The sequence below is a fragment of the Mycetocola spongiae genome (assembly GCF_020424085.1).
GTDB classification, from domain to species: domain Bacteria; phylum Actinomycetota; class Actinomycetes; order Actinomycetales; family Microbacteriaceae; genus Mycetocola; species Mycetocola spongiae.
Window position 1 is genome coordinate 1,110,861 of record NZ_CP080203.1, and the last position, 17,615, is coordinate 1,128,475.

The following is a 17,615-nucleotide window of genomic DNA, read 5'->3' on the forward strand; positions in this document are numbered from 1 at the left end:
CATCCGGGCGCCATTCACCGTTTACCGGCGCTGCGGCTAGCTGCGCGCGGCGCCGCCGTAGAGTTCGGTCTCCACGCTTTCCACCAGCCGGATCAGCTCGGGATCGGAGCATCCCGTGGCGATCGTGGAGGCCGAGTCCAGTGCGTGTCGGACACCCCGATGCGAGTCCTGGCGGTCGTATTCGCGGGCAATCAGAATGAGTGCGTCCACCATCGCGGCGTCATCGTTTGCGGCTTCGGCCGCCTCGAATGCCGCGGTACACGTGGGCATGCCGTGCTCCGCACGACGGTTCCACCAACCCATCAGTTTTCCTCTCGGGACGTGCAATCCAACGGTCCAGCATAACCCCTCGGGCCGTCGCCGCGCACATCAGGCGCCGTCGCGGTTTTTTCCGGGCAGCGCCACGAGCAGAACCAGCATCGCGACAAGCGCCCCCGCGAGGGTATCCAGCACGCGCTCCAGCGCCACGGCCTCCACCGAGGCATGGGCGGCCGAGGCGATCAGCAGCGAGAGCGGGGTGATCCCACACAGCGCCAGCGCATAGTGACGCACCACCACAAGTTCCACAAAGGCCTGCAGCAGGCCCAGCGTGAGCGCGAGCCAATAGCCCTGCGGCCCGATTCCGGCGAGTACCAGAAACAGCCCCGAACCCACCACGGTACCCAGCACCCGATGAATACCGCGCTGCACGGTCATCCGGCGGCTATGGCCGATGCTCAGGATCGCGAGCGCCGCGCAGATGATCCAATATCCACGATGCTGATCCAGCGGCACCGCCACAAGCGCCGCAAGAATCACCGCGGCGATCGTGCGCAGCACCGAGATGCGGTCATTCGCGGTGAGGATAAAACCCCCAAAAAGCACGGAAACGGGGGTGCGCTCGCCCTGCGCGCGCCAGACCCGCGGCAGCAGCAGCGGGAAGATCACCACGAGATACGCGGTGACCGCGCCCGCCGCGATCAGGGCAATTAGGACCAGGCCGTTTTCGCCGGGCCCCCCGAGCTCCGTGGGGGCGGCGATCTGGGTGGAGATCCCACAGACCAGGGTAAACATGAGCGCCCCGGGCGGGCCCACCCGGAAGCCTGTCACCAGCAGAACCGCGGCGCTGGCGACAACCACGAGCATCACCAGCCCCAGGAGATGACTGCCCGAGCCCAGCACACCCAGCGCACTGGCGAGCACCATTCCGGCGATGATCAGCGGCAGCACACGCACCCGGTCGCGGCGCGAGATGGCCGTGCAATAGAGCGCTGTAAACGCGCCGATCGAGGCCTGGAGCCCGGCCCCCTGATTGCCCAGGGCTGTGCCGGTCACCACCGGCAGTGCCATCGCGATGGCCGCCTGGAGCGCAAGATGCCAGCGCGGAGGGGAGGGCGAGAAACGAATCAGGCTGCGGCCAATCCCGCGATCTACCATCGGCCAGCCGTCCCCCTTCGTTCGCGGCGACCGCGAATACCCGTTAAGCCTAGCGCCGCCGCCCGGGCATTCACCGTGGGAACACGCAATGCGCACGCCGCATCCGCCCGGCATGACCCTCGAAGGTGGGGCAAAAAGCCGCGTCATGATTCGCGAACCCGCCACTCTCATCGGTAGAGGGGCAATAAATCCCGGCCTCCAACCCACCCGAAAGACCACTGATGAATACTCCCGATACCGGCCTCCCCCGCCGGAAAACTGCCCGGCCCCGCCAGCGTGCGTGGGCGCTCACCCTGGTTGGCCTCCTGGGCGCCGCCGGCATCCTGGGCGCGGCCGTGCCCGCCCAGGCCCAGTCGCTGAACGCGATCACCGGGGTCACCCTGACCACCGAAAACGGCTCCACCGCCGAGCTTGATATCTGGCAGAGCTTTGGCCTGGCCGCCACCTGGGCCGTGCCGGATACCGCGCGCGAGGGTGATACCTTCACCCTCGCCTATCCCACCCAGATCACCGGCTATGCCGCGAGCTTCCCGCTGCTGGAGGGCTCGGGCCGGGAGGTAGGAACCTGCGTCGTCACGAGCGAAAACTTCACCTGCACCCTCGGCAGCTATGTGAATACCCATACCGGTGTGGGGGGAACCCTGTGGCTCACCGCGATGTTTAATACCGCGTTCAGCGGGGATGTCACGTTTATCGCGGGGGGCTCCACCCCGATCCTGCTGTCCCCTCCGGGTGGCGGCGTGGGCGAGGGTGAGCCGGGCGATCCGGGCGCCCCCTATACCGAGCCCGTGAAATGGGGCTGGCCCAATGTGGATGGCACCTCGCTCACCTGGTATGTCGCGATGCCGGGCAATCTGATCGTTCCGGGAACCACCTATACGGACACGTTTGACCCGGGGCTGACCCTGGACCCCCAGAGCCTGAGCTTTTTCAGCATCCTGGATAGCGCCTGGGCCGAGGGCACACGCACCGAGATCCCGCGCGGAACCACGGGAGACACCGTAAACGTGCAGGTGGCCCCCGGCAATACCTCGTTCTCCGTGACCTATAACGCCCCCAATACCTCGGGCGATCGCACCTATGGGTTTATGTACACCACGTCCTTTGCCGCGGGTACCGCGGCGGGCACCGTTTTTGGCAACCGCGTGAGTGCGCAGGATCGCGAGGTCGTCTCCGGCCAGACCCATACGGTCACATCGGGGGGAACCGGTACGGGCGTGGATACCCCCACCCCGTCGCCCTCGCCGAGCGAGTCCGTCCCCGCACCGTCGCCGACGCCGCCGGTCCCCTCGCCCTCCGCGACGCCGCCCGCCCCCGCGGTGGTTCCGGCACCCCCGGCGAGTACCCCGCCGGCCCCGGGCCCGATCCTGCCCCCGGGCACGGGCACTCCCCCGGCCAGTGTGCTCGCGGGAGCACCCGTGAATGCGCTGCCCGGCACGGGTGGATCGCTGCCCACCGGCTGGCTGCTCGCGGCCGCGGGCGTCATCGCGCTGGGCCTGGGACTGACCCGGCTGCGCCGCACACCGCGCGTCGCATAGCCTCCCCCAGACCCCGCGGATGCGGCGCTACCCAAGACTTCACGCGCCGCATTCGCGGGTGCAGCCTCGCTGCACATCCCCCCAAGATGCACCTCACCCCCGTGGCCGGCGGCCGCGGGGGTGAGGTGTTTTAGTGCGCGATGCCGAGGGCGTCGGGAACGCCCGAGAGATCCACGTCCACCGCGAGTGTGCCCCGGGTGGTGAGATGAATATGGGCGGGAACCCGGATAAAGCGCGGCGCCTCGGGAAGCACATCCTGCCAGTCGCCGTCGATATCACGGGCCAAATAGCCCACGGTATAGAGCCGGCCGTTTCCCTCGATCTGCACGGCCACACGAAGTTCGCGGCGCAGCCCCCGGGTCACGCCCGGCACCAGGATGGCGCGGGTATCATCGCCGACCCAGGCGCGGGCCGCGGCGATCGAGCCGCGATAAAGATAGGACTCGTCCACGGCGGTCCGGCGGTGCACCGGAATATCCTCGGTATCGATGAACTCCGCCCCCTCGGGCGTGGTCAGCGGGCGCGGTGCGGCGCCGGGCCGCGCAGTCCAGCGCCAGAGCCAGACCAGGATGGCGATCCCACCGAGCACAAAAATGCCCATGCCGATCGGGCGAATATTCTCCGGGATCGCCTCCACCACCACGGTGACCACCACCATATAGGCCAGCAGCACCAGGAACGGGAAGCCGTCCCAGCGGTGCAGCTCTCGGCGGTGGCGTCGGGTCGGGGTGGTGCCGCGGGGCATATCAGTCCTTGGGGGTTTGCGCGGCGAGCATCGAGTGTCGCCGACCGTAGCTAAGGTACACGATCAGCCCCACCACCAGCCACACGGCGAACCGCAGCCAGGTGTTGATGCTCAGGTTCAGCATCAGGATGAGGCATAGCACGGCCGAGAGCAGCGGCAGGAACGGCGACCACGGCACCCTGAAATCACGCTTCAGATCGGGGCGCTTGCGGCGCAGCACCACCACGGAGATACTCACCAGCACAAAGGCCGAGAGCGTTCCAATATTAATCATCTCGGTGAGCGCGTCCACATTCACCACCCCGGCCACGAGGGCCACCACGATTCCGCCGCCGATCTGGATGCGGATCGGGGTTTTCCGGGTGGGGCTGGTTTTACTCCAGGAGCGCGGCAGCAGGCCATCGCGGCTCATCGCAAAGACGATCCGGGCCAGCCCCATCAGCAGGACCAGCACCACCGTGCTCAGGCCCAGGAGGATGCTGATCGAGATGATCTGCGCCGCCCAGGGCAGCCCGGCCGCGATAAACGCCGTGGCCAGCGAGGGCTCGGGCTCGGCCGCGAGGGTGGTATAGGGCACCATGCCCGTGATCACCAGGGTCACCGCAAGATACAGGAACGTGACGATCGCGAGCCCCCCGAAGATGCCGCGCGGAATGGTTTTTTGCGGGTTCACCACTTCCTCTGAGGAGGAGGCCACCACGTCAAAACCGATAAAGGCAAAAAATACCAGCGCGGCTGCCGAGAGCAGGCCAAAAACGCCATACTGGGTGGGCTCCAGGCCCGCCATCATCGCGAGCAGCGATTGGTCCCCCGCGGACCCCTCGGCGGGCGCGGGCCGGGCCGGCGGAATGAACGGCGAGAAATTTGCGAGCTTAATAAAAAAGGCGCCCACGATCACCACAAACAGCACGGTGGCCACCTTCACCACGGTGAGCACACCGTTGACCCGGGCCGAGAGCTTGGTGCCCAGGCACAGCATGATCGTGAAGGCCACCACGATCAGCATCGACGCCCAGCTCACCCCGATGCCCAGCACGTTGATTTCGCTCGGGATATCCACGCCCAGAATGCGGAATACCTCGGCCAGGTAGATGCCCCAGTATTTCGCGATCACGGACCCCGCCATCGCGAGCTCCAGGAGAATATCCCAGCCGATGATCCACGCGGCAAGCTCGCCGAGCGAGGCATAGGTGAAGGTATAGGCGCTGCCGGCCACGGGCACGGCCGAGGAGAACTCGGCGTAACACATGATGGCCAGCGCGCAGGTGAGTGCGGCCAGGACAAAGGCGAGGGTGACGCTCGGCCCGGCAAATTGGCCCGCGGCCTTGGCCCCCACGGAGAAGATGCCGGCCCCCACAGCCACGGCCACCCCCATGACCATCAGGTCGCGTGTGCGGAGCGTGCGCTTTAGACTGCGCTCCTCGGATTCGGTATCGGCTATCGATGCCTCGATGCTTTTAACCCGAAAAAATGATCCTCGAAGTGTTCCCATTTCCCGACCCCCCGGCGGTATTGAGTGGTGATAAAAAAGAAGGCCGCCATCTCCGGGTGGAAATGGCGGCCTGTCCTGCGTCAGAAGGCGCGAAGACTAGCGGCGCAGGCCGAGACGCTCGATGAGCGAACGGTAGCGAGCGATCTCGACGTCCTGGAGGTAACCCAGGAGACGACGACGCTTACCCACCATGAGCAGCAGTCCACGACGCGAGTGGTGGTCGTGCTTGTGCTCCTTGAGGTGCTCGGTCAGGTCCTTGATGCGGGCGCTCAGGAGAGCAACCTGCACCTCGGGGGATCCGGTGTCACCGGGGTGAGTTGCGTATTCTTCGATGATCGCCTTCTTGGCTTCGTCGGTAATTGCCATTTTGGGATCCCCTTTCAATTCGTTGCGCGGTGCCAATCACGGGATGTGTCGGCTCTCTTTATCCGCGGCCGTTTACACGGCAACCTGTCTACTATAACAGGTCTCCCGGGCACCTACCCCACCGGGCCGAGGGGATAGCCCTCGAGGCGCGTGATCGGGGCGAGCGTGAGATCGGTCATGATATGGCTCGCGGAGATCACCTCCAGCACGGGCAGATCCGCCATCGGCGCCATCACGTGCTCAAATAGCTGCAGGCGTGCCGGGCCCGTCCAGGCCCCGGTCACGGTGACATCGGTGATCTCGGTGCGCACCAGGTCCACCGCATCCAGGCCCCCGGTATAGGGATTGGGGAAGTGCTTCACGGAATACGTGGGCACGGCGATCTGCGCACGCGCCTCGTCGAGGTCCATCGGCTGCCACTTATAGGCCATCGTGGCGGTGGCCACCCGCTCACTCCCGCGATCCAGGGTGCCGATCAGCGCACCCTCCTCAACCCGGAGACCGGGGCTACCCGAGACCTTCGGATAGGCGCTGAGCTCGCGGCCGGCCGCGGTGGCGGCGAGGTTATCCAGATACATCGAGTGCAGGTATTCGCCGCGCTCCCCGCGATAGTGCACCGGGATGACCTGGCCCGATTCCAGATAGGGACCATAACCCTCCACGTCTCCCATCCGCATCACCTCAAAGCGCACCAGCGGCTCCGGGATCTCCAGCGGCTCGGGCACCACCGCCCGCAGGGCCCGCGGATCGGTGCGATACACGATATTGAAGTACTCGCGATTGGTGAAACGCACCGGGCGCAGCGGATAGAGCGGTACCGAGAGCGGGGCGGGAAAAGCGAAGGGAACGCGTTCGGGAATCATGGGAATCCTTCCTTCCGACTCGCATTTTTATACTGACGAGTCTAAAATTTATCCTGTCTACATTGTGTCCCCGAACCCACGGAATCTCAATGCATGGCGTCCCTTCATCCCCATCCGCGAAGCAGGAGACAACCGTGACCTTTAACCTTCCCCAAGACATCCACAACCGCCCCGTCACCGTGATCGGGGCCGGCACACTCGGCCGCCGCATCGCGATGATGTTTGCCACCCGCGGCGGCCTGGTCCGGCTCTACGACCTCTCCGCGGAGCAGCGCGAACAGGCTCTGACCTATATCCGGGACACCCTTCCCGCCGTTGTGGACACCATCGAGGGTGGCCGCGTGGGCACCGTGGACGGGGCCGCGGACCTGACCGAGGCCGTGGCCAATGCCTGGCTGGTGGTGGAGGCCATCCCCGAGCGGCTGGACCTCAAGACGCAGATCTTTGGCGAGCTCGATCGGATCACCGCGCCCGATACCATCCTCGCGAGCAATTCCTCCTCCTATGCCTCGGCCGAGTTCATCTCCGAGGTGAGCACCCCGGAGCGCGTGCTTAATGCCCATTTTTATATGCCGCCCCAGCAGAACGCGCTGGACCTGATGTCCAGCGGTCATACCGACCGCGGCATCCTGGACCTGCTCCTCGCGGAGCTTCCCGGCTATGGGCTCTTCCCCTTTGAGGCGCGGGCCCAGAGCACGGGCTTTATCTTCAACCGGGTCTGGGCCGCGGTTAAGCGCGAGGCGCTCGCGGTGGTGGCCGAGGGCGTCACCACCCCGCGGGAATTCGACGCGATGATGAAGGTGAATACCCACTCCCCCGTGGGCATTTTTGAGCTGATGGACCAGGTGGGACTCGATGTGGTGCTGGATATCGAGGAGCACTATGCCGCCGAAAACCCGCATCTGCCGGAGGGCCCGCGGCGCATTCTGCGCGAGTATGTTGAGGCCGGAAACCTGGGCAAAAAAACCGGGCAGGGCTTTTATGATTATGCCGAGGCTCCCGCCTAGGAACGCATAAGGCGGTGGGGGGGTGCCCCGGGGCACCCCTCCCACCGCCCGGGATTCGCCTAGCGCGCGAGCAACTCCCCCAGCGGCACAAATCCGCCGTCGAAGGCCGCATTGCCCGGCACCTCCGCGGGGGCCTGCACCTCGGGGGCGCGGGCGGCACGCACGGGCGCGGAGCCCAGGAGCCGGGCCGCGAGCTCACCCGCGCCGCGCGCGATGCGACTCGGCAGGGTGGCCACGGTATCGGCCTCGCTTCCCCAGTCGGCGGTGGCGGCAAATACAGCGGTGGGCAGCGGATCGGCGTGCAGATAGGTGAAGATCGGCCGGATCGCATAATCGATCGCGAGCGAGTGCCGCGGGGTACCCGCGGTGGCGCCCAGCAGCACGGGGATGCCGGTCAGCACATCCCGATCCACGATATCGAGGAACATTTTAAACAGCCCCGAATAGCTTGTGCTGAAGATCGGCGTCACCGCCACCACCCCATCGGCCTCCGCGAGGGTGGCCATGACCGCGCGCAGCTCGGGCGATTGCGCGCCGGTGAGCAGCGCGGACAGGATGTCCTGCGCGTGCCGGCGCAGGTCGATCACGTTGATCTCGGTGGCGATATCGCGCTCGGCCAGAATCTCGGCCGTGCCCCGGGCCAGGGCATCGGCGAGCATCCTCGTGGAGGAGGGCTCGCCGAGCCCGGCCGTGATCACGGCGATACGACGGGTGTTCATGACTAGGCTCCTTCCGGGAGGGTCGCGGCACCGGGGGCGATCCCGGTCACGCCAAATCCGGTGTCATAGGCGGCATCGTCCACGGGGGATGCGGCCCGCGCGGCGCCGCCTCGGGCGGCCAGCAGCGAGGCATGGGTCGGGGCATCCGGCACGTGTGCGGGGCGGCCACTCTCAAATTCCCGGCGCAACACGGGTACCACCTCGGAGCCAAGCAGGTCCAGCTGCTCCAGCACGGTCTTCAGCGGCAGCCCCGCGTGATCCATCAGGAAGAGCTGGCGCTGGTAGTTTCCATAGAGTTCACGCTGGCCCGCATAGCGGTCGATGACCTCCTGCGGGGATCCCACGGTGAGCGGGGTCTGCGCGGTGAATTCCTCCATCGAGGGCCCGTGGCCGTAGACCGGTGCGTTATCAAAATAGGGTCGGAATTCGTTTTTGGCGGCCTGCGAGTCCTTACGCATAAAGACCTGACCACCCACACCCACGATGGCCTGATCCGCGCTGCCGTGGCCGTAGTGCTCATAGCGCTCGCGGTAGAGGTTGATCATCTGGGCCGTGTGCTCCTGGGGCCAGAAAATATTATTATGGAAAAATCCATCGCCATAATAGGCCGCCTGCTCGGCAATCTGGGGGCTGCGGATCGAGCCGTGCCAGACAAACGGCGGCACGCCATCCAGCGGCCGAGGGGTGGACTGGAATCCCTGCAGGGGGGTGCGGAACTTCCCCTCCCAGTCCACAAAGTCCTCGCGCCACAGGCGGTGCAGCAGCGCATAGTTTTCGATGGCGAGCGAGATACCCTCGCGGATATCCTTCCCAAACCAGGGATAAACGGGTCCGGTATTGCCGCGACCCATCATGATGTCCATCCGACCCTCGCTGATGTGCTGGAGCATCGCAAAGTCCTCCGCGATTTTCACCGGGTCATTGGTGGTGATCAGCGTGGTGGAGGTGGAGAGGATGATGCGCTTGGTCTTGGCCGCGAGATAGCCCAGCATCGTGGTCGGGCTCGACGGAACAAAGGGAGGGTTATGGTGCTCGCCGGTGGCAAAAACATCCAGGCCCACCTCCTCGGCCTTCTGGGCGATCGTGAGCATGGCCCGGATGCGTTCGTTTTCGGTGGGGGTTGCGCCGGTCGTGGGGTCGGTGGTGACGTCGCCCACCGAAAAAATGCCAAACTGCATGTTGTCGCCTCTATCCTCGGGGTCGTATTTTCTATCCATTTGAATAGATATCTAGCATAACCTGTGTGGCGGGAGGATTATTCCCGCCCGCCTCGACTATCCCTCCAGCGCGTGTCCGCGGCGATCCGGCAACCCGATCGATGCCAGCGCCGCGAGGATAAACACCGCGCCAAAAAGCGCAAAGAGCCAGCCGGTGCCCAGCCCCAGGCTCACCACCGGCACGATCAGCGGCGCGATGATCGACGCGATCCGGCCAAACCCGGCGGCCCAGCCCGCACCCGTGCCGCGCAGCGCGGTGGGATACAGCTCGGGCGTAATCGCATAGAGCGCACCCCAGGCGCCGAGGTTAAAGAAGGACAGCAGCATTCCGGCGGCGATCACCTGCCAGTCCTCGGTGGCCAGGCCAAATGCCCCCGCGGCACACGCGGAGCCCACCAGGAAAAGGGCGAGCGTGCGATTGCGCCCCCATTTTTCCACGAGCAGCGCGGATACAGCATAACCGGGCAGCTGGGCGAGCGTCATGATCAGGGTGAATCCAAAGGACTTCACGAGGGAGAACCCCGAGGCCACCAGGATCGTGGGCAGCCAGATAAACGCGCCGTAATAGGAGAAGTTCACGCAGAACCAGACGATCCAGAGCGCGATGGTTTGCCGGCGCCGCACCGGGGCGAAGAGCGCGGCGAGGCGCTCCCCCGCGCGCAGGGCGGGTTCGCGCGGCAACGCTGCCGCGGAGGCCTCCCCCGCGGCATCGAGTTCCGGAAGCGCCGGCGCCGTGATTCCCGCCGAGCGCTCGAAGCGCCGCACGGTATTCTCGGCCTCCAGATTACGTCCGCGCGATTCCAGGAAGCGCACCGATTCGGGCATTCCAAAGCGGATCACCGCGGCATAAATCGCGGGAATCGCGCCAATCGCGAGCGCCCAGCGCCAGCCGTTCTCCGAACCGGGAACCACAAAATAGCTAATCAGCGCGGCCCCGAGCCAGCCCACGGCCCAGAAGGCCTCGAGCAGCACCACGATCCGGCCGCGGATGCGCGGGGGTGCAAACTCGCTCACCAGCGTCGAGGCCACGGGCAGCTCCGCGCCGAGCCCCAAACCCACGATAAAGCGCAACAGAATCAGCACGGCCACCGAGCCCGCGAGTGCCGAGGCCCCGGTGGCGAGGCCAAAGATCAGCAGCGTGGCGGCAAAAATCTGGCGGCGACCAAAGCGGTCCGCGAGCAGGCCGCCCACACTCGCACCGATTGCCATGCCCAAAAAACCGGCCGAGGCGATCAGGCTCAGCTGGCCCGATCCCAGATCCCAGGACTGCGCGAGGGCCGCCAGCACAAAGGAGATCATGCCCACGTCCAGCGCATCCAGCGCCCAGCCGGCGCCCGAGCCAAAGAGGAGCTTGCGGTGCTGCCGCGTAAACGGGAGCCGATCGAGGCGTTCCACGCGGGAGGGGCGGGGGGAGGGCATACTCATTCTCCCATTGTGACGCCCGCGGGGAGGCGGCGCCATCGACGCGCGCGCCGCCGCCGCTCCCCGCCCCGTGGTTTAGCCCAGCAGCCGGTCCGAAATCAGCTTCAGGCTGTGGATGCGGGCCGGGGCCTGCCCGGGGGCGGTGGCCGCGTCCTCGCCCACACCGGGGGAAATCATGACCTCGTCCACGGCGTGCTCGGCGGCAAACTCGCGAATCTTGCCGGCCACAAAATCGCCGTCCCCGATGATCCAGTTTTGGCGCATGCCCGCGATGATCTCGCGCTCCATATCGCTGAGCTCCTCGGCCGCGGCCTCCTCCACCGTGAGCATCTTGGTCATCGGCTTATTGCTGCGCAGCCGCGACATCTGCACCAGCTGCGGGAGCGCGCGGGCCTCGGCCTCCTCGGTGGTATCGGCGGCAATGGCGTTAATGGTCATAAACGTGCGCGGGGCGTCCAAGATATCGGAGGGCTTAAAGCCCGTGCGATATTGCGCCATCGCGGGGGCCGCGTTCATCCCGCCGAAGTGATTGGCAAAAACATAGGGCAGGCCGTTTTCGGCGGCCAGGCGCGCCGAATAATCGCTGGAGCCCAGCAGCCAGAGCATCGGGACACTCGCGGCCTCGGGGGTGGCTTTCAGCTCGTATTCGCGCCCCGAGCTGAGCTTCACGGCGATTCCCTCGGGCTGCAAAAGCCCCAGGATTTCGTCCACATACTGCGGGAACTGATTCACATCCGAGGTGGCTCCCGAGCGGTTGAGCACGGCGGTCACCACGGGGTCACTGCCGGGGGCGCGACCGATGCCGAGGTCTACCCGGCCGGGATAGGCGGCCTCCAGCAGCGCAAACTGTTCGGCAACCACCAGCGGAGCGTGATTGGGCAGCATCACGCCGCCCGAGCCCACCCGGATACGCTCGGTACGCGCGGCCAGAATACCCGCCAGAATGGCCGGATTGGTCGAGGCCACCGCGGGCATATTATGATGCTCGGCCACCCAGTAGCGGGTGAACCCGGCGGCATCGGCGAATCGGGCCGTGCCGATACTGGCCTCGAGGGCCTGAGAGGTGTTTTGTCCGGAACGTACCGAAACGAGATCCAAGATTGACAGCTGCAAGATGTGTATTCCTCCCAAACGAATGGGCGCCGTCGTCGCGGTGCGGCGGGCCCACCTAATATAAGTTTTTGCGGCGCCCGAACATTCCCGGGCGCTCGGATCTCGGCGCGTTTTTTGCCGTCCCCCGGCGGCACTAGGCTCGTGTCATGCCCGCGGACCATCCCACCCCCTCCCCCGATACCCCCGAACGCACGCACCGCGGGCTCTTTCTGGACCTGGAACCGCTGCGCTATAGCCGCGCGTTTGCGAAGCTCTGGGCCGGCTCCACGATCACCGGCATCGGCGGGCAAATGACAATCGTGGCGGTGGGGCTGCATATTTACGATCTCACCCGGGATACGTTTGCCGTGGCGCTGGTGGGGGTATTTGCCCTCGTACCGATGATCGTTTTTGGCCTCTATGGCGGGATGCTGGCCGATGCCGTGGACCGGCGCAAACTGGCCCTCGCCGCCGCCTCGGTCACCTGGGTCTCCACCGCGATCATCGCCGCGCTGGCCTGGTCGGGTTCGGGCGTGGTCTGGCCCCTCTATGTCCTCACCACGCTCAACGCGGTGTCCTCTACCGTGGTGGGCACCTCGCGGTCGGCGATCCTGCCGCGGATCCTCCCGGCGCGGCTGCTGCCCGCGGCCTCGGCGCTCGGCGGGATCAGCGCGGGCGCGGCGGTCACGATTGGGCCGATGCTCGCCGGCGTCCTCGTGGCCACGGTGGGTATCCCGTGGACCTATACCGTGGACCTGGTGCTGTTTATCGCGGCGTTCTGGGGCATCGCGGCGCTTCCCCCGATTGTGCCCGATGGCGCCACGCGCCGCCTTCCGGGGCTGCGCAGCCTCGTGGACGGCTGGACCTTCCTGCGCACCGCCCCCAATGTGCGCTCCTCGTTTCTGATCGATATCATCGCGATGACCTTCGGCCAGCCGCGCGTGATCTTCCCGGCCCTCGGTGCCGTGCTGCTGGGCGGGGGTGCGCTCACCGTGGGGGTGCTCACCGCGGCCACCGCCGTGGGAATGCTGCTGGGCAGTGTCTTCTCGGGGCCGCTGGGCCGCGTGCGCTATCACGGGCGGGCCATCGCCTGGGCCGTGGCCGCCTATGGCCTGTGCATCGCGCTATTTGGGGTGGTGATCGCGGTGATCGCCCTGAGCGGGCTCTCCCGCGTGGGTGACCTCTTTTCCGAGGCCCACCTGCCCGGGCTGATCCTGGCCTCGATTGCGCTGGCCGGATCGGGGGCCGCCGATAACGTGAGCGCGATTTTCCGCAGCACCATGCTGCAATCCGCGGTGCCGGATGCCGTGCGCGGCCGATTGCAGGGCCTGTTTACGGTGGTGGTCACGGGTGGCCCCCGGCTCGGCGATCTATATAGCGGCCTGGCCGCGACCGCGCTGATGCTGTGGTTCCCGCCGCTCGCGGGCGGCCTGATCATCATCATCCTCGTGGGCGTGCTTATCCGGGTGCAGCCCGGATTCCTGCGCTATGACGCCCATAACCCGGTGCCCTAAACCAGAAACGGCGCCGATCCACCCGTGCGGGTGAATCGGCGCCGAGGATCGGGTGGAACCTATTCGCTCATGATGGCGTGCACGCGGTAACCCTCCAGGCGCTCGCGCCCGGTCATTCCCGCCAGCTCCAGCACCAGGCCAAAGCCCGCCACCGTATATCCGGCGCGCTCGATCAGCGCCGCCGAGGCCAGGCAGCTTCCGCCGGTGGCCAGGACGTCGTCGAGGATGAGCACGCGACTTCCCTGCGGCAGCTGCCCGGGACGAATCTCCAGGGCGGCCGTGCCGTATTCCAGCTGATACTCCTGGTGGAGCACCTCGCCGGGGAGTTTGCCCGCCTTGCGCACGGCAATCAGCGGTTTATGCGCGGCATAGGCCACGGCCGAGGACAGCAGGAAGCCCCGCGCCTCAACACCGGCCACCGCGTCATACTCGCCCGCGAAGGCCCCGGCGAGCTCGTCGATCACGGCGCGATAGGCGTCGGCATCGGCAAAAACCGGGGTGAGGTCGCGGAAGAGGATTCCCGGCTTGGGAAAGTCTTGGATGGTGACGGAGTGTTCCAGCACCAGATCGGCTGCGGACAAGGGGTTACTTCACGCCCAGCAGGTCGATCACGAAGATCAGGGTCTGACCGGAGAGGGGGTGGCCTCCGCCGGCGGGGCCATAGGCCAGGTGCGGCGGGACGGTGAGCTGGCGACGGCCGCCCACCTTCATGCCGGGGATGCCCTCCTGCCAACCGGAGATCAGGTTGCGCAGGGGGAAGTTGATGGACTGGCCGCGGCTCCACGAGGAGTCAAACTCCTCGCCGGAGTCATAGGCCACACCGAGGTAGTGTACGTCCACGGTGGAGCTGGCCTGGGCCTCGTCGCCCTCGCCGATGACGAGGTCAACGACCTCAAGCTCGGTGGGTGCGGGGCCGACGGGTGCGTCGATTTCGGGCTTCGTGTTATTGGTCATGACTCAATCAAACCGCGTCCCGGCCCCCAGGTCAAAAGAACACGTTACGCCAGACGCAAAACCCGGTGTCGGGACCCGCGGGTCCCGACACCGGGTCGAGTGTGATGCCGGCTAGGCCTGGATGATCGGAATCGACGTGGTGATGGCCTCCATGCCTGACAGGCGCGCGGGCGAGAGCTGCTTGGTGACCTCCTCGCGGGTCATCAGGTCGGCCTCGACCACCAGGTCGGCGACGCGGCGGCCCGTGAGCAGCGCGGTCTTGGCAAGCGCGGCGGCGGCGGAATAGCCGATGAACGGCGTGAGGGCGGTGATCGCACCCACCGAGACACCCACCATCGACTCGAGGCGCTCCTCATTGGCGGTGATGCCGTCGATGCAGTTCACGCGCAGGGTATTGCAGGCGCGGGCCATCCACGTGATCGACTGCAGCAGCGAGTGTGCGATGACCGGCTCGAAGGCGTTGAGCTGAAGCTGTCCACCCTCCACGGCCATGGTCACGGTGACATCGGCGCCCACCACGGAGAAGGCCACCTGGTTAACCACCTCGGGGATCACGGGGTTCACCTTGCCCGGCATGATCGAGGAACCGGCCTGGCGCGGCGGGAGGTTGATCTCGCCGAAGCCTGCCTGCGGGCCCGAGGAGAGCAGTCGCAGGTCGTTACAGATCTTCGAGAGCTTCACGGCCGAGCGCTTCAGCGTGCCCGAGAAGGACATAAAGCCACCCACGTCGCTGGTGGCCTCCACCAGGTCGGGGGCGGTCGAGAGCTTCAGGCTGGTGATGTCGTTGAGGTGACGCACAACGATCGCGGCATAGCGCGGGTCCGCGGTGATGCCGGTGCCGATTGCGGTGGCCCCGAGGTTGATCTCGGCCAGCAGCGGCAGGGTCTCCTGGAGGCGGTCATAGTCCTCGCCGAGGGTGGTGGCGAAGCCGTGGAACTCCTGGCCGAGGGTCATCGGCACGGCGTCCTGCATCTGGGTGCGTCCCACCTTAAGCACGTGGTTGAACTCCACGGACTTGGCGTTAAAGGATCCGCGCAGGGCCTTCAGCTCGGTGAGCAGGGTCTGCAGGGAGAACGCCAGCGCAATCTTAATCGACGTGGGATATACGTCGTTGGTGGACTGGCTGCGGTTGGTGTGGTCCAGCGGGGAGATATAGGAATAATCGCCCTTTTCGCGGCCGGCGATTTCGAGGGCGAGGTTGGTGATGACCTCATTGGCGTTCATATTGGTGGAGGTTCCGGCCCCACCCTGGATCACGCCCACCACAAACTGGTCGTGCAGTTCTCCGTCGAGGATGCGCTGACACGCGGCCTCGATATACCGGCCCTTTTCGGTGCTCAGCACACCCAGCTCCACGTTGGCGCGGGCCGCGGCCATCTTCACGGCGGCGAGGCCGTTCACGAGGTCGGGATATACGGAAATCGGTCGCTTGGTGATATCGAAGTTTTCCAGCGCGCGGGCGGTATGTACCCCCCAGTAGGCGTCGGCCGGAATTTCTACCGATCCCAGGGAATCGGATTCGGTGCGGGTTGCGGTGTTCTCAGTCATTTTTCCTCGCTCTGTAGCTGCGTCGGATTCCATGAGGATATTCACGGTGGCTCCATTGCCCTTGGTGTTGTGAAAGGGGCTCGTGACAACCATAGTCTCGAAATTTTGATGGCGTTTGGGATCGCCGGAATTGCGTCCGAAATGCCGGAAATACACCGCTGGGGATGCCTATTGGGCAACCAAAGGATGCCCCCGGACAACTTTCGTAAAAAACGCGGCCGGCCTCCCTGGGGAGACCGGCCGCGGATGCGGTGCGGTGAGGCTAGCCGATCAGCGCCTCGATGGGGCCGCGGGCGAAGTACACGGCAAAGCCGATTGCCACGATCCACAGCAGCGGGCTGATCTGGCGGATCTTGCCGGCAAACGCGTGCAGGATAACCCAGGAGATGAAGCCCACGCCGATACCGTTGGCGATCGAGTAGGTCATCGGCATCACGGTGATCGTGAGGAAGACCGGCAGCGCCACCGAGTATTCGGTCCAGTCGATCTCCTTGATCTGCGCGATCATCATGGCACCCACGATGACGAGCATGGCCGAGGCCACCTCGGAGGGCACGATCTGGGTGAGCGGGGTGAAGAATACGGCGAGCAGGAAGAGCGCACCGGTCACGATATTGGCCAGACCCGTGCGGGCACCCTCGCCGATACCGGCACCGGATTCCACAAATACGGTATTCGAGGAGCCCGAGCTCATACCACCGGCGATGGCTCCGACACCCTCAACCACAAGCGCGGACTTCAGGCGGGGGAAATTGCCCTTGGCATCGGCCAGGCCGGCCTCCTTGGACAGGCCGGTCATGGTGCCCATGGCGTCAAAGAAATTGGAGAATACAAGCGTGAAGACCACCATGACTCCGGCGAGCACACCGAGGCGCTCAAATCCGCCGAAGTTGAACTGACCCAGCAGGCCCAGGTCGGGCAGCGCCACGATATTGCCGGTGATCTCGGGAACCGTGAGGCTCCAGCCGCCGGGGTTCTGGCCGCCGTTGGAGGCACCAATTTTGAAGATGGCCTCGGCGATGATCGCCAGCACGGTGCTCGTGACCAGGCCGATCAGCAGGGCACCCTTCACGCGGCGGGCCACGAGGATACCGGTGAGCAGCAGGGCGATGATAAACATCACGGTGGGAACGGTGGTGATCGAGCCGTCCTGGCCGAGGCCAATCGGCGGGGAGGAGAGACCACTGGAGGTCACAAAGCCGGCGTTCACAAAACCGATGAAGGCGATAAACAGGCCGATACCCACGGAGATGGCAACCTTAAGCTGCACGGGAACGGCGTCGAAGATCATGCGGCGCAGGCCGGTCACGGCCAGCAGCACGATGATAAATCCGTTGATGACCACGAGGCCCATGGCCTCCTGCCACGTGACCTGGCCCACAACGCTCACGGCGAGGAAGGAGTTAATACCCAGTCCGGCGGCAAAACCGAAGGGAAGTCGGGCGACAACACCAAAGAGAATGGTCATGACACCCGCGGTGAGTGCCGTGACGGCACTCACCTGGGCGAAGTCGAGGGCGTTGCCCGCGACATCCTCGTGACCGGCCAGAATGATCGGGTTCAGCACCACGATATAGGCCATCGTGACGAAGGTGACCAGGCCGCCGCGGATTTCCGCGCCAATGGTCGAGCCCCGCTTCGTGATCTCAAAAAATGTATCAATTCCGGATTTTACGCTCGGCGCGTTTTCTGAGGCCACTAGTTGGGCACTCCTCTCAAAAA

Annotated in this window: 17 protein-coding genes; 3 read left to right on the forward strand and 14 right to left on the reverse strand. The window is 65.6% G+C overall.

Annotated elements, in window-relative coordinates; genetic code table 11:
- Window positions 1-36: 36 nt before the first annotated feature.
- Together KXZ72_RS05135 and KXZ72_RS05140 are read right to left on the reverse strand one after the other, a co-directional pair.
- Complete coding sequence (locus KXZ72_RS05135) at window positions 37-303, reverse strand: hypothetical protein (protein ID WP_226082662.1); 267 nt, start codon at window positions 301-303, stop codon at window positions 37-39.
- Window positions 304-369: 66 nt separating this feature from the next.
- Window positions 370-1,416 carry an FUSC family protein gene (locus KXZ72_RS05140; protein WP_226082663.1) on the reverse strand — a complete coding sequence of 349 codons (1,047 nt, stop codon included), beginning with the start codon at window positions 1,414-1,416 and terminating at the stop codon, window positions 370-372.
- Between the two features lie 221 nt (window positions 1,417-1,637).
- On the opposite strand from KXZ72_RS05140, the gene KXZ72_RS05145 reads away from it, so the two are divergent.
- Window positions 1,638-2,954 (forward strand): Ig-like domain-containing protein, encoded by a 1,317-nt coding sequence (locus KXZ72_RS05145; RefSeq protein WP_226082664.1) that lies wholly within the window; start codon window positions 1,638-1,640, stop codon window positions 2,952-2,954.
- A gap of 130 nt (window positions 2,955-3,084) precedes the next feature.
- Here KXZ72_RS05145 and KXZ72_RS05150 read toward each other — a convergent pair whose 3' ends face one another.
- The 4 genes from KXZ72_RS05150 to KXZ72_RS05165 form a co-directional block, all read right to left on the reverse strand.
- Window positions 3,085-3,699: a hypothetical protein gene (locus KXZ72_RS05150; protein WP_226082665.1), complete on the reverse strand. Its 615-nt coding sequence runs from the start codon at window positions 3,697-3,699 to the stop codon at window positions 3,085-3,087.
- A gap of 1 nt (window position 3,700) precedes the next feature.
- Window positions 3,701-5,191, reverse strand: a complete 1,491-nt coding sequence (locus KXZ72_RS05155) for an amino acid permease (protein ID WP_226082666.1) — start codon at window positions 5,189-5,191, stop codon at window positions 3,701-3,703.
- A 96-nt stretch (window positions 5,192-5,287) separates the two neighbouring features.
- Window positions 5,288-5,557 carry a 30S ribosomal protein S15 gene (gene rpsO, locus KXZ72_RS05160; RefSeq protein ID WP_226082667.1) on the reverse strand — a complete coding sequence of 90 codons (270 nt, stop codon included), beginning with the start codon at window positions 5,555-5,557 and terminating at the stop codon, window positions 5,288-5,290.
- Window positions 5,558-5,670: 113 nt separating this feature from the next.
- Window positions 5,671-6,420, reverse strand: coding sequence for an acetoacetate decarboxylase (locus KXZ72_RS05165; RefSeq protein WP_226082668.1), 750 nt, complete (start codon window positions 6,418-6,420; stop codon window positions 5,671-5,673).
- 134 nt (window positions 6,421-6,554) lie between these two features.
- On the opposite strand from KXZ72_RS05165, the gene KXZ72_RS05170 reads away from it, so the two are divergent.
- Window positions 6,555-7,427 (forward strand): 3-hydroxyacyl-CoA dehydrogenase family protein, encoded by an 873-nt coding sequence (locus tag KXZ72_RS05170; protein ID WP_226082669.1) that lies wholly within the window; start codon window positions 6,555-6,557, stop codon window positions 7,425-7,427.
- 59 nt (window positions 7,428-7,486) lie between these two features.
- Here KXZ72_RS05170 and KXZ72_RS05175 read toward each other — a convergent pair whose 3' ends face one another.
- The 4 genes from KXZ72_RS05175 to KXZ72_RS05190 all read right to left on the reverse strand — a co-directional run bounded on the left by KXZ72_RS05175 (window position 7,487) and on the right by KXZ72_RS05190 (window position 11,898).
- Window positions 7,487-8,146 carry a CE1759 family FMN reductase gene (locus KXZ72_RS05175; protein ID WP_226082670.1) on the reverse strand — a complete coding sequence of 220 codons (660 nt, stop codon included), beginning with the start codon at window positions 8,144-8,146 and terminating at the stop codon, window positions 7,487-7,489.
- A 2-nt stretch (window positions 8,147-8,148) separates the two neighbouring features.
- The gene (locus KXZ72_RS05180) at window positions 8,149-9,324 is read right to left on the reverse strand and encodes an LLM class flavin-dependent oxidoreductase (RefSeq protein ID WP_226082671.1); all 1,176 of its coding nucleotides are present in this window, start codon (window positions 9,322-9,324) and stop codon (window positions 8,149-8,151) included.
- A 96-nt stretch (window positions 9,325-9,420) separates the two neighbouring features.
- Entirely contained in the window at window positions 9,421-10,788 is a 1,368-nt protein-coding gene (locus tag KXZ72_RS05185; RefSeq protein WP_226082672.1) for an MFS transporter, read from the reverse strand.
- 72 nt (window positions 10,789-10,860) lie between these two features.
- Window positions 10,861-11,898, reverse strand: coding sequence for an LLM class flavin-dependent oxidoreductase (locus tag KXZ72_RS05190; protein WP_226082673.1), 1,038 nt, complete (start codon window positions 11,896-11,898; stop codon window positions 10,861-10,863).
- Between the two features lie 146 nt (window positions 11,899-12,044).
- On the opposite strand from KXZ72_RS05190, the gene KXZ72_RS05195 reads away from it, so the two are divergent.
- Window positions 12,045-13,391: an MFS transporter gene (locus KXZ72_RS05195; RefSeq protein ID WP_226082674.1), complete on the forward strand. Its 1,347-nt coding sequence runs from the start codon at window positions 12,045-12,047 to the stop codon at window positions 13,389-13,391.
- A 59-nt stretch (window positions 13,392-13,450) separates the two neighbouring features.
- On the opposite strand, the gene KXZ72_RS05200 is transcribed toward KXZ72_RS05195, so the two are convergent.
- The 4 genes from KXZ72_RS05200 to KXZ72_RS05215 form a co-directional block, all read right to left on the reverse strand.
- Window positions 13,451-13,972 (reverse strand): adenine phosphoribosyltransferase, encoded by a 522-nt coding sequence (locus KXZ72_RS05200; protein ID WP_226082675.1) that lies wholly within the window; start codon window positions 13,970-13,972, stop codon window positions 13,451-13,453.
- A gap of 4 nt (window positions 13,973-13,976) precedes the next feature.
- A complete protein-coding gene (locus tag KXZ72_RS05205) occupies window positions 13,977-14,345 on the reverse strand; it encodes an FKBP-type peptidyl-prolyl cis-trans isomerase (protein ID WP_226082676.1) in 369 nt (122 codons plus the stop codon).
- Window positions 14,346-14,456: 111 nt separating this feature from the next.
- Window positions 14,457-15,893 (reverse strand): aspartate ammonia-lyase, encoded by a 1,437-nt coding sequence (locus tag KXZ72_RS05210; RefSeq protein WP_226082677.1) that lies wholly within the window; start codon window positions 15,891-15,893, stop codon window positions 14,457-14,459.
- A 262-nt stretch (window positions 15,894-16,155) separates the two neighbouring features.
- On the reverse strand, window positions 16,156-17,592 hold the full coding sequence (locus KXZ72_RS05215; protein ID WP_226082679.1) for an NCS2 family permease: 1,437 nt from the start codon (window positions 17,590-17,592) through the stop codon (window positions 16,156-16,158).
- Window positions 17,593-17,615: the final 23 nt, after the last annotated feature.